Source organism: Sphingomonas sp. (genome assembly GCF_051962185.1).
GTDB lineage: Bacteria > Pseudomonadota > Alphaproteobacteria > Sphingomonadales > Sphingomonadaceae > Sphingomonas.
This window is the reverse complement of the sequence record NZ_JBQCCN010000202.1, coordinates 1-12,656: the sequence shown is the minus strand read 5'-3', so window position 1 is coordinate 12,656 and position 12,656 is coordinate 1. Positions and strand designations below refer to the sequence as shown.

At 66.3% G+C, this 12,656-nt stretch carries 9 protein-coding genes; 3 read left to right on the top strand and 6 right to left on the bottom strand.

Annotated elements, in window-relative coordinates:
- Positions 1 to 911 (top strand): ATP-binding protein (locus ACTHJR_RS12890; protein WP_440523634.1); only part of this gene is annotated, 911 nt, incomplete at its 5' end.
- A 320-nt stretch (positions 912 to 1,231) separates the two neighbouring features.
- On the opposite strand, the gene ACTHJR_RS12885 is transcribed toward ACTHJR_RS12890, so the two are convergent.
- The 6 genes from ACTHJR_RS12885 to ACTHJR_RS12860 form a co-directional block, all read right to left on the bottom strand.
- Positions 1,232 to 2,899 (bottom strand): ATP-binding protein, encoded by a 1,668-nt coding sequence (locus tag ACTHJR_RS12885; protein WP_440523633.1) that lies wholly within the window; start codon positions 2,897 to 2,899, stop codon positions 1,232 to 1,234.
- A 148-nt stretch (positions 2,900 to 3,047) separates the two neighbouring features.
- A complete protein-coding gene (locus tag ACTHJR_RS12880) occupies positions 3,048 to 3,785 on the bottom strand; it encodes a TIGR02186 family protein (RefSeq protein ID WP_440523635.1) in 738 nt (245 codons plus the stop codon).
- 35 nt (positions 3,786 to 3,820) lie between these two features.
- Positions 3,821 to 4,735, bottom strand: a complete 915-nt coding sequence (locus ACTHJR_RS12875; protein WP_440523632.1) for a sulfite exporter TauE/SafE family protein — start codon at positions 4,733 to 4,735, stop codon at positions 3,821 to 3,823.
- A gap of 128 nt (positions 4,736 to 4,863) precedes the next feature.
- Positions 4,864 to 7,983 (bottom strand): efflux RND transporter permease subunit, encoded by a 3,120-nt coding sequence (locus tag ACTHJR_RS12870; protein WP_440523631.1) that lies wholly within the window; start codon positions 7,981 to 7,983, stop codon positions 4,864 to 4,866.
- Positions 7,980 to 9,092 (bottom strand): efflux RND transporter periplasmic adaptor subunit, encoded by a 1,113-nt coding sequence (locus ACTHJR_RS12865; protein ID WP_440523630.1) that lies wholly within the window; start codon positions 9,090 to 9,092, stop codon positions 7,980 to 7,982. Before ACTHJR_RS12865 ends, ACTHJR_RS12870 begins: the two co-directional genes overlap by 4 nt.
- 26 nt (positions 9,093 to 9,118) lie before the next feature.
- Positions 9,119 to 10,600, bottom strand: coding sequence for an efflux transporter outer membrane subunit (locus ACTHJR_RS12860; protein WP_440523629.1), 1,482 nt, complete (start codon positions 10,598 to 10,600; stop codon positions 9,119 to 9,121).
- A 205-nt stretch (positions 10,601 to 10,805) separates the two neighbouring features.
- Here ACTHJR_RS12860 and ACTHJR_RS12855 point away from each other — a divergent pair, with 205 nt between their 5' ends.
- Entirely contained in the window at positions 10,806 to 11,852 is a 1,047-nt protein-coding gene (locus tag ACTHJR_RS12855) for a pyridoxal-phosphate dependent enzyme (protein WP_440523628.1), read from the top strand.
- Positions 11,853 to 12,168: 316 nt separating this feature from the next.
- On the top strand, positions 12,169 to 12,656 hold a 488-nt coding region (locus ACTHJR_RS12850), incomplete at its 3' end, for a hypothetical protein (RefSeq protein ID WP_440523627.1).

The window sequence follows — 12,656 nt, the reverse complement described above, 5'->3', positions numbered from 1 at the left end:
CCGACCGCCAGATGGACGCGGACATCCTCGCCAAATGCCTGCTCGCCGCGCGCGGCAAGAGCCGCGTCGGGCAGAATATCCCCAAGCTGACGGTCGATGCCCCGGTGCCCTATCTGCTGAGCGATCTCACCGCGCAATTGCAGGTCGAGATGGGCAAGATGGACAAGGCGAGCAACAGCGCGCCCTATCTGCGCATCAAATCCAAGGTCGAGGAGATCAAGGCCGATCCGCGTTACGGCTTCATGTTCTCCGGGATGCTGGTCGGCGACACGATGGCGAATTTCATCTCGCGCGTGTTCCGCCTGCCCGGCGACGGCAAGCCGATCTCGATCATCGACGTGTCGGGTGTGCCGAGTGAGATCACCTCGGTGGTGGTCGCGGTCCTGTCGCGCATGGTGTTCGATTTCGCGATCTGGTCGCGCAACGAAGCGCGACGCCCGATCCTGCTCGTCTGCGAGGAAGCGCACCGCTACATTCCCAACGAGCGCAACGCCGACGGGTCGTCGGTCGGCAAGATCCTCAGCCGCATCGCCAAGGAAGGCCGTAAGTACGGCGTAAGCCTGGGCCTGATCACGCAGCGTCCGTCGGACCTCGCCGAAGGCGTGCTGTCGCAATGCGGCACGATCATCTCGATGCGCCTCAACAACGATCGCGACCAGGCGTTCGTCCGCGCCGCGATGCCCGAAGGCGCGCGCGGTTTCCTCGACGCCATCCCGGCGCTCCGGAATCGCGAATGCATCATCTGCGGCGAAGGCGTCGCCATCCCGATCCGCGTCGCGTTCGACGGGCTGGAGGAGGCCAAGCGCCCGGCGTCGGACGACCCGATCTTCTCGTCGCTGTGGCGCGAGACCGGCGGCGAGGAACAGATCATCGGCCGCACCATCCGCCGCTGGCGCTCGCAGGGGCATTGAGCGCCTGGCGCCGGATAATCGTCGGTGTCGGCGCCCCATAGTATCGCGGCGGACAGCCTCTCCCCGAAGAAGGTTTCGATTCCCGCGGAGGCGTAGTGGCGCGGAGAAGAAAGTCGCTGACTCGGAAGATGTCAGATGGCTGCGCCAGCAGCCTTATAAAGTATCGGTGATTCGGCGGCGACGCCGCTGCCCCGCGTGCTCAGCGCCTCTGCGCGAATAAAACTCCGCACCTCCGCGCCTCCGCGTGAATCTCTTCTTCTTCTTTTCTTCAGCCGGATGCCGGCTCTTGCCCGCGACGGCGGTCGGTCATTGTGAAGCGATCAATGCCCCTGCGAGCGCCAGCGGCGGATGGTGCGACCGATGATCTGATCCTCGCCGCCGGTCTCGCGCCATAGGGTCGAGAAGATCGGGTCGTCCGAGGCCGGGCGCTTGGCCTCCTCCAGCCCGTCGAACGCGACGCGGATCGGGATGGCGACGCCTTCGCCGCAGATGATGCATTCGCGATTGCGCAGCGCCGGGATGGCGTCGAGGAAACCGCGCGCACCTTCGGGCATCGCCGCGCGCACGAACGCCTGATCGCGATCATTGTTGAGCCGCATCGAGATGATCGTGCCGCATTGCGACAGCACGCCTTCGGCGAGGTCCGACGGGCGTTGCGTGATCAGGCCCAGACTGACGCCGTATTTACGGCCCTCCTTGGCGATGCGGCTGAGGATCTTGCCGACCGACGACCCGTCGGCGTTGCGCTCGTTGGGGATGTAGCGGTGCGCTTCCTCGCAGACCAGCAGGATCGGGCGGTGCGGCTCGTTGCGCGACCAGATCGCGAAGTCGAACACCATACGGCTCAGGACTGCGACCACGACCGACGTGATCTCGCTCGGCACGCCCGACACGTCGATGATCGAGATCGGTTTGCCGTCGCCCGGCAGGCGGAACACCCGGCTGATGAAATCCTGCATCGTGTCCGCGACCAGCATGCCCGAAAACATGAAGCCGTAGCGCGGGTCGGCCTTGATCTCGTCGATCTTGGTCTTGATGCGAAGATAGGGCGCGGTGTCGCCGGCGCGGTCCATCTTGCCCATTTCGAGCTGGATCAGATTGGTCAGGTCGCTGAGCAGATAGGGGACCGGCGCGTCGACGGTGAGCTTGCTGATCTCCTGTCCCAATCGACTCTTGCCGCGCGCCATCAACAGGCACTTGGCCAGGATGTCGCGGTCGATCTGCTTCTCCGAGCCCGAGGAGGTCAGGAACACTTCACAATGTTCCTCGAAATTCATCAGCCAGTAGGGCATTTGCAGGTTCGACACGTCGTAGATCGCGCCGGTGGTCTGGAACGCGGCCGAATATTCGCCGTGCGGGTCGACCATGACGATATGGCCCTGCGGCGCCAGCTCGCAGATCTTGTGCAGGATGAGCGCAGCACTGGTCGACTTACCGGTACCGGTCGACCCCAACAGGGCGAAATGCTTGCCGAGCATCGCGTCGATATAGAGCGAGGCGCGGATGTCCTTCGTCGGATAGACGGTACCGATCTCGACATTGGCGCGGTCGTCGGCGGCATAGACTTGCTTCAGGTCGGCGGTCGACACCGGAAAAGCGGCGACGCCGGGCGCCGGATAGCGCGTGACACCGCGGCGGAACTTGTAGAGCTTGCCGGTCAGCCGCTCCTCGTCGCCTTCGCCGAGGAAGTCGATCTGCGCCAAAATGCCGGCGTCGGTGAGCCTGAGCGAGCGGATATTGGCGATCATCCAGGTCGCGCCGACGCGAATCTTGAGCTGCGCACCGACCGAGCCGGCCGAGGCGAGCACGGGGTCGGGATTGCCGGCATAGCTTTCGACCGCGTCGTGATCGAGCAGTACTTGCCCGCCCGACCCGGCGATCTCGATCAGCGCGCCGATCTCGCGCCCGACGCCACCGGCCGTGGCCGGCGCGGGCGTCGCGTCGGTCGTCGTCCGGGCGAAAGCGCCGCCGCCCAACATCTCGGTCATCGGGATCCCCTGGTCATACCGCAGCGCTTATGGCCGAGCAGGAGTAAATTTTGGGTTTGCTATCGTTCACAGGGGAGGAGGACGAAACCGCTGTCATTTCCAAATGCTCTCCGGAAAGCCGGAGAGGAGCGTTGAACAGCCGGATTCCTCAAACCCGCCGTGCGATATAGCCCGCGCCCCAGCCGGCCAGCACCGACAGCGCGACCGCGACCAGCCCATAGGCGATCGACGAGCGCTGCGCCGAGCGCGCGACGAAGCGCTCGAAGCCCGATTTGCGGATGTCGATATCGCGCGTCGCGACCGCCAGGACGTGATGATCGCGGATCAGAAAGGTCTCGGCGGTAAAGCGCCCGACCGGCACGCGCGCGGGGATGTTGACGCGGGCACGATAGAGCACGCCGTCGCTGATCTCGACCGCGCCGGGCTGCTGATAATAGAGGCCGGACCGCCGCTTGAGGTCGACCAGGCCGCGCGCGAACCGGTCCTGCTCGTCCTGCGGCGCGCTGGAGGCGGGGGAGAGCTGCAGACTGTCGAGCCCGAGCTCGTAGATCGCGCGCGTCCGTCCATCGACCACCTGATCGATCGGTCGCGACGACACCATGCCGTAGAAGCTCGGCGCCGAGCGATAGCGCAACCGCGACGCATTGACCCAGATGCCGGCGATCTTGCGTTTCTCGCGAACCAGGATCGATTGGGTCGGCCCCTTGACCACCACGACGATGTCGGTCGGCACGTGGTCGTCGGGCAAGCGACCGCCGGGATAGAGGATCGCGCCGAACAGCAGCAGGTCGGCGCCGGTGAAAGAGTAAGCGATCTCGATCTCGCGCTGCGACACGTCGGGGACGAGCACCGGCTTCGAAGCGGGCTTGGTCTGCGCCATCAACATCGGTGCGAGCAGCAAGGCGAGGGCGGAGCGCGCCTTCAAGACAGGTCGACCGAATAGATTTCGTCCGGGCGCCAACCCAGGCCGATCGCCATGCGTATCCCGACCGCCAACACCAGCAGGGCAAGCGCGAGGCGCAGATATTCCGGCTTCACGCGCGACGCGAACCGCGCGCCCAATTGCGCGCCGGTGACCGAACCGAGCAGCAGCAGGGCGGCGAGCACGATGTCGACCGCCTTGGTCGTGGTGGCATGGACCATCGTCGCCCAGGCGGTGACGAACAAGGTCTGGAACAAGCTGGTACCAATGACGACCTGGGTCGCCATGCCGAGGACGTAGATCATCACCGGCACGAGGATGAAGCCGCCGCCGACGCCGAGCAGGATGGTCAGGATGCCGACCCCGAACCCGAGCAGCAATGGCGCCAGCGGCGAGACGTAGAGCCCCGAGCGATAGAAACGCATCCGGAACGGCAGCGCCGCGATCAGCGGATGGTGGCGGCGCTTGCGCGCGGGCGGCGGCGCACCGCTGCGCACGGCGAGGATGTACTGGATCGATTCCCTGGCCATGGTCGAGCCGATCCAGCCGAGCATGATCACATAGATGACCGCGATCACCGTATCGATCTGGCCGGTCTGCTGCAGCAGGCGGAAGATCCAGGCGCCGGCCCCCGAGCCGACGAAGCCGCCCGCGACCATCAACCCGCCCATCTTGAAATCGACCCCGCGCCGTTGGAGGTGCGCGAACACCCCCGACACGCTGGCACCGGTAACCTGGCTCGCCGACGAGGCGGCCGCGACGGTCGGCGGGATGCCGTAGATGATGAGGAGCGGCGTGGTCATGAACCCGCCGCCGACCCCGAACATCCCCGACAACAGGCCGACGAATAGCCCCAGCGCGACTATCACCAGCGCGTTGACCGACATATTGGCGATGGGGAGATAGAGGTCCACGGAGCTACGCTTAAAGCATCGTGCGGAAAAGTGGGTACCGGTTTTCCGCAAAAAGCGATGCGATCGCCAATAGCCTGGTTGCGACGGGCGGAAGGCGCGCGTCGACGCCGCTCATCGCGATTGGTTGGTCACACCTCGAGCCGATCGTTCTCCTTCGCGACCAGCGTGTAGAGCGCGGGCATCAGGAAGACGATGATCAACAGGCAGGCGAACAGGCCGCTGACGATGACCAGCGCGAACGGGCGCTGGGTGTCGGTGCCGACCCCCGAAGCGAGCGCCGCCGGCAGCAGGCCAAGCGCCGCGACCAGCGCGGTCATCATGATCGGCCGCAGCCGCAGGATCGCCGCTTGTCGGATCGCCTCGGTCAGCGGCGTGCCCGACAGCCGCAGCTCGTTGACATAGGAGATATAGACCAAAGCGGTCTGGACCGACACGCCGAACAGCGCGAGGAAGCCGATGCCGGACGACACCGAGAACGGGGTCCCGGTCAGCCACAAGGCCAGGATGCCGCCGACCGGCGCCGACATCAGCACCCCGGCCAGCGTGATCGCCGGGAACTTGAAATTGCGGTAGAGCATGAACAGCAGCAGGAAGATCAGCAGCAAGGTGATCGGCACGATGTTCATCAGCTGCGACCGCGACGTGGTGTAGTCCTTATATTCGCCGCCCCAGTCGAGGCGATAGCCGGCCGGCATCCGCACCTTGGCCGCGACTTGCCCCATCGCGTCGCGCACCGCGCCGGCGAGATCGCGCCCCTCGACTGAGAATTGCACCCCGATGAAGCGGCTGTTGTCCTCGCGATAGATGAACGAGGCGCCGCTCTGGACCGAGATATCCGCCAGGTCCTTCAGCGGCAGGTGCTGCCCGTCGGGGGTGGCGACCAGGATGTTGCCGATCGCCACCGGGTCGTCGCGATACTTGCCCTCCAGCCGCACCAGCAGGTCGAACTCCTTCTCCTGCTGCACCACTTGCGTCGCGACGTCGCCGCCGATCGCGGTCTGGATCAGGCCGTTGATGTCGTCGACATTGATGCCGTAGCGCGCGATCTTGGCGCGATCGATCTTGATCGTCAGGCTCGGCTGGCCGAGTTCCTGGACCAGGGTCACGTCGCTGATGCCGCGGACGCGCTCGAGCACCGCCTTGATCGCCTTGCCCTTGGCCTCCAGCGTATTGAGATCGGGGCCGAACACCTTGACCGCCAGCGCGCTCTTGAGGCCGGTCTCGGCCTCGTCGACCGCATCCTCTGCGGGCTGCGTATAGTTGAAGCTGATCCCCGGGAAGGTCGCGAGCTTCTTGTCGATCGCGGCGATCAGCTCGGGCTTGCTGTGATAGGCGCCGGTCCATTGCGAATAGGGCTTCAGCCCGACGTAGAATTCGGCGTTGAAGAAGCCGGTGGCATCGGTGCCGTCGTCCGGTCGGCCATGTTCCGACGCGACCGTCGTGACTTCGGGGAACGATGCCAGGATCGCGCGCACCTTGGGAACGATCTTGGCCGATTCATCGAACGAGATCGAATAAGGCATGGTCGCGCGCACCCACAGCGCGCCCTCGTCGAGGTGCGGCATGAACTCCGCGCCGGTCATCAACGCGAGCAGCAGCGACGCGCACAACACGACGCCCGAGACGATGACCGTGCCGCGCGGGCGCGCGAGGCAATGGTCGAGCCCGCGCGCATAGGTCGTGCGGATGCGCTCGAAGATCGCGTTGCGCCGTTCGCGCACCCCGCGCCGCATCAGCGAGGAGCACAGCACCGGCAACAGCGTCAGGGTGACGATCAGCGAGCCGATCAGCGCGAAGATCATCGTGTCCGCCATCGGCTTGAACAGCACGCCCGACGGCCCCGACAGGACATAGATCGGCAGGAAGCTGACCCCGATCACCACCACCGAGAAGAACAACGGCCGGTCGACCTCGGCCGCCGCGTCGCGGATGACCTCGATCACCCCCGGTGAATCCTCGCCGCGCTCGGCAAGACGGCGATAGATGTTCTCGACCATGATGACCGCGGCGTCGACCAGGATGCCGAAGTCGATCGCGCCGATCGACAACAGATTGGCCGAGGCGTTCTGGAGGTCGAGACACGTGAAGGCGAACAGCAAGGCGAGCGGGATCGTCACCGCGACGATCAGCCCGGCGCGCACGTCGTAGAGGAAGAAGATCAGGATCGCGACGACCAGCAGCATGCCGCGCAACAGATTCCCTTCGACCGTGACCACGGTCTCATGCACCAGGTCGGAACGGTCGTAGAAAGGAACGATCTTCACGTCCTTGGGCAGCACGTTCTTGTTGATATAATCGGTCTTGGCCTCGACGCGCTGCAGGACGTCCTGCGTCTTCTCGCCGGTGCGCAGCATGATCACGCCTTCGACCGCGTCGTCCTGCTTGCCGATGCCGAATTCGCCGAGCCTGGGCGCGATGCCGAGCGTCACGCGACCGACGTCCTTGACCAGCGTCGGGACGCCGTTGTGGACGGCGACGACGACGTTGCCGATGTCCTCGACCGTCTTCATCTGGCCGAGCCCGCGAACGTAGTAGAATTGCCCGCCTTGCGAATAGAAGCCGCCGCCGCCGTTGCCGTTATTGGCGGCCAGCGCGCTTTCGACCTGCTGCGGCGACAGGCCGGCGCCGGCGAGACGGAATTGGTCGAGCAGGACCTGGTATTGCATGGTCCCGCCGCCGAATCCCGAATCGTCGGCGACACCGGGGACCGACCTGAACTGCGGCTCGACGATCCAATCCTCGAAGGTCTTCAGCTCGGTCGGGGTGCGGTCCGGGCTTTGCAGCGTGTAGCGATAGATCAGCCCCGACGGCGAGGTCAGCGGCGACACCGACGGCGTGACGCCGCTCGGCAATTCGAGGTCGCCGATCCGGTTGAACACTTGCTGCCGCCCGAAATTGCGGTCGGCATCCTGGTCGAGGGTGATGACCACGTCCGACAATCCGTATAGCGAGACCGATCGGATGACGTTCTGCTTGGGAATGCCGTTCATCCCGTTTTCGATCGGGACGGTGATCTGCCGCTCGACTTCCTCGGCGGCATGGCCGGGCCATTGCGTGATGATTTCGACGCTGGGCGGGGAGAGGTCGGGATAGGCGTCGACCGGCAAGCGGCTCCAGGCCCGCAATCCCGCCCCGATCAGGATGACCGCGAGCACCAGCACGAGGATGCGTTGTTCGAGGCTGGTCGCGACGATCCGATTGATGAACGACGAGCCGGTGGGCGGCGCCGCGGGCGGATCGTCGCTCATTGGTTCTGCATGAATTGAAGGAAGATGGCGCCGTTGACGACGACCCGGTCGCCGTTGTTGAGCCCGCTGGTCACGTCGTAGCGCTGCGCATCGTGATAGCCGAGCGTGACGTTGCGTCGCGCGAAACTGCCGTCGCGCTGCGCCAGATAGACGAACGGCAGGTTCTGTTCGTCGCGCAGCACCGCGGAAACCGGCACCAGCAACCCGGTGCTCACCCGGTTCGACTCGATCGAGACGTCGACATACATCGCCTTCTTGAGCAGATCGCCCGGATTGGGCGCGACCACGCGGGCGATCACCGCGCGAGTGGCCGGATCGACCGAAGCGGCGATATTCTCGACCCTGCCGTGAAAGACGCCGGCGTTGGTGCCCGGATCGATCTCCGCCGCGTCGTTGAGGCCGATCGCGCCCACCTCGCTACTCGAGACCTGAGCGAGCACCCAGACCTGCGAGAGATTGGCGACGGTGAAGGTCGGGCTGCTGCCCGCCTGGAGCAATTGGCCGGGCGTGATCTGCTTGTCGACGATGGTGCCCGACACCGGCGCGCGGATGACGCCGGCCGCCTCCGCCGCCCCGCCCGACATCGCATTGCGGATGGCGCCGCGGTCGACGTTGAGCGCGAGCAGCGCCTGGAGCGCGGCAGCGCGGTCGGCGTCGGCGCTTGCCGCGTCGGCCTGCGCCTGGGTCGCCTCGCGCTCTGAAATGCCGTTATGCGCGAGCAGGTCCTTGTCGACCGTGGCGATCCGCCGCGCGTTGGCGGCGGCGACCACCGCCTTTCGATAGGTGCCGATCGCGGCGGCGAAATCGCCCGACTGGACCAGCGCCAGCGGCTGGCCCTTGACGACATGCTGGCCGAGCGCGACCAGGGTCCGCGTCACCGGGCCGGTGAAAGGCGAGACCACGGCGGTCGCCTGGTCGTTGTCGAAATCCACCGTGCCCGGCGCCTCGATCCGCTGGCGATAGCCGAGCGGCACCACGGTATAGATGGCGATGCGGCTCAATTGCGCCTTGGTCAGGCGGACGTTGGCGGCGGTGTCGCTGGCGTTTTGCTGTTGCTCGGGCGGGCTCGAACAGCCCGCGACGAGGACCAGCGCGACCGCGGCGACCATCGCCCGGGATAATGACTGTCTGTGCATCATTTTTGCGGCCCGTTCAGATCGGCTTGGTGCCACCAGCCGCCGCCGAGCGCCTGGAACAAGGCGGCAGTGTCCGCGAAGCGATCGGCTTCGGCCTGGACGAGCGCCAGCCGCGCCTGCTGGTACGCCTGGTTGGCGGTGAGCACGGCGGTATAGGCGAAATAGCCGTCCTTATATTGCCGGCTCGATATGTCGAAGCTCGCCTTGGCCGCATCCTGCGCGGCGGCGGTCGCCTTGACCGTCTTCGCGTCCTGTTCGAGCGCCGCCAGCGTGTCGGCGACGTTCTGGAACGCGGTCAGCACGGTGGAGCGATATTGCTCGGCGGATTGCTGGTAGGCGGCGCGCGCGGCACGCTGCTGGTGGAGCAGGGTGCCGCCATCGAAGATCGGCGCCAGCAACGCGGCGCCCAGGTTCCAAAAGCCGGTGCCCGGCCCGAACACCTGGCCGATCGCCAGCGCGGTGCTGCCGGCATTTCCGCTCAGCGTGATGTTGGGCAGACGATTGGCGGTCGCGATCCCGACCTGCGCGCTCGCGGCATGCATATTGGCTTGCGCCTGGAGAACGTCCGGCCGCCGCTCGACCAGCACCGACGGCAGGCTGAGCGGCAGGTCCGAAGGCAAGGTGAAATCCGCCAGGCTGAATTTCGGCGCCTGGCCCTGGCCGGGATATTGGCCGGTCAACACGGCGATCAGATTGTTCTCCTGATCGCGCTGCTTGATCAGCGGCGGCAGCGACGCTTCGAGCTGGGCGAGCTGCGCGCGCTGCGCGATCAGGTCGGCGCCGCTCAGATAGCCTTTGGATTTCTGATAATCGGCTATTCCCAGCATCTCGCGGTCGATGCGGATCAGTTGGTTGGTGGCGTCGATCTGATCCTCGAGCGATCCCTCCTGGATCGCGGCGGCGGCGAGGTTGGCGCTGATCGTGATATAGACCGCGACCATCTGGTACCGGCTGGCCTCCGCCTGGGCCGCGGCCGACTCGACGGTCCGCTTGTTCAGGCCGAACACGTCGGGCGTGTAGGAAACGCTGAGCTGCGGGGTCACCAGGGTGTAGAGAAAGGCATTGTTGCTCGGCACCGGCGCGAGCGCGCCCGACGGATCCTGCTCGCGCGTCACGCCGACCCCCGCGGTGACCTTGGGGGCGTAAGCGCCGCGCTGGGCCCGGGTGTTTTCCTGCGCGGCGAGAAGCGCGGCCTGTGCCGTCTTGAGATCGGCATTGTTGGCGAGCGCCCGCTCGATCAGCGTGTTGAGCTGTCTGGAGTGGAACAGCGTCCACCAATCGGCCGGGATATCGGCCCCGCTGATGAAGCGTTGCGCCTCGCCGCCGGGCATGCCCGGAGTCGCGACGGTGGGGGCGGGCGGGGTCGCGGTATAGCCGGAGACCGGCGGCGCCGCGGGCGGCTTGAAGTTCGGACCGACCACACAGCTCGTCGTCAAGAGCGACGCGAGCAGCGGAGCGTAGCGACGAAGCTTGGCGGTCATGGGAGCCCGAACAGGAGAGCGCTCAGGGCCGCGTCGATTGCCCTTCACGATCAATGGTACGTGATGACATCACGGCGCTAGGCCTGTGGCTACGCCCTTGTCAATCCGCGCCGATTACCCGAACCGTTCGACCGCGAAACGCGGCGCGGTTATCGGCGTCCGCAAGCGACAGCGCGGTAGCCGATCGGACAATGGAGGTAGCGACGTGACCACGGAACTGACGACCATCCTGAACCGGCTTCCGTGCTTCCCGTTGCTCGACGGACCGACGCCGATCCAGCGCCTGACGCGCCTCGAACAGATGCTCGGTGATGCGGCCGGCGGTGCACGCCTGTGGGTCAAGCGCGACGATTTCATGGCGGTGGGCGGGGGCGGCAACAAATTGCGCAAGCTCCAGTATCTGATCGGCGAAGCGCTGGCGCGGGGTTGCGACACGTTCGTCACGACCGGGGGGCTGCAATCGAACCATGCGCGCCAGAGCGCCGCCGCCGCGGCGCGTGCCGGGCTGGCGTGCGAATTGATGCTGAGCGATGTCGTGCCGCTGCACGACCAGGCCTATCGCACCAACGGCAATCTGCTGCTCGACGATCTGTTCGGCGCGACGGTGCATCACCTGGCGGGCGACGCCAATGCGCTGGCCGCCGCGCAGGCGCGGGCCGACGACCTCGGTCGTGAAGGCCGCAAGGCCTATGTCGTGGGCAGCGGCGGGTCGTCGCCGCTCGGCAGCCTCGGCTATGCGGCGTGCGCGGCGGAAGTGCTCGAGCAGGAAAGCGCCCTGGGGCTGCGCTTCGAGGCATTGGTCCTGCCCAACGGCAGCGCGGGCACGCACGCCGGTCTCGCCGCCGGCCTTTCCGCCGCCGGCGACGATCCGCGGCGTGTCCTGTCCTTCACCGTGCTGGCGCCGCTCGACAAGGCGCTGACCGACACGCGCGCTCTGGCGGCGGCGTCGCTTCGCCTCGTCGCGCCCGAGCGCAGCCTGCCCGAGGGCGCCATCCTGATCGACGGCTCGCAGCGCGGCGACGCCTATGGCCTGCCCACGACGGCGATGGTGGACGCGGTCCGCCTGATGGCGCGTAGCGAAGGCCTGCTGCTCGATCCCGTCTATAGCGGCAAGGCCTTCGCCGGCTTTCTCGACCGCGCGAAAAGCGGCGCGTGGCGCGATCGCGACGTCCTCTACATCATGACCGGCGGCGTGCCCGGGCTGTTCGCCTATTGCGATACGCTAGCAAGCGATCCGGCCGGTGCGCGATAGTCGCCCGGCGTAATGCGAACTGTCACTGCCAACCTCGACCGTCATGCCGGGACAAGCCCGGGGTGACGCGAGGTGAAGCGGACCAACCACAATTCCAGGCGGCGACTTTTTGGCAATCGTGGTGATGCGACAAGCCCCAGGCAGGCCCGCTCGCCGCGCAGGTCTATATGCGATAGTCCCGTCGTCAGAAGGGAGGCTTGAAATAACGACGCCTCCTCGTCCGAGATCGATGCCCAATCCCGCTTTTGACTGGACTTCCCCCTAACCTAGGATACCCTCCCGTCCGCTCACAGAAGCCACGACAGAAGGGGGATGTATGAAGCTCGCGGCCCGTCTCGCGGTTCTTGCCCTTGCGCTCTCTCCGGCGCTCGCGTTCGGCGACAACGCTCCGCACATCACCGTGGCGACGCCCGGCGTCGGCAACGGCTCGATCGAGCGCTTCACCGTCCGCTTCAGCCAGCCGATGATCGCGCTGGGCGATCCGCGCGCACCGTCGCCGTTCGATGTCACCTACGCGGTCGGCGGCCAGGGCCGCTGGGCCGACCAGCAGACCTTCGTGTGGGAATTCGCCAACCCCCTGCCGGGCGGCACCAAGTGCGAATTCAAGGTCAAGGACGGGACCAAGAGCGTCTCGGGCTATGCGCTCAACGACGGCAACACCTATACCGTCGACGCCGGCGGGCCGATGGCGAAGGCGATTCTGCCGGGCGAGGATTCGGACCAGATCGAGGAAGGCCAGGTCTTCCTGGTCGCCGCCAATCTGCCGGCGACGCCGCAATCGGTCGCGGCCAATGCCTATTGCGC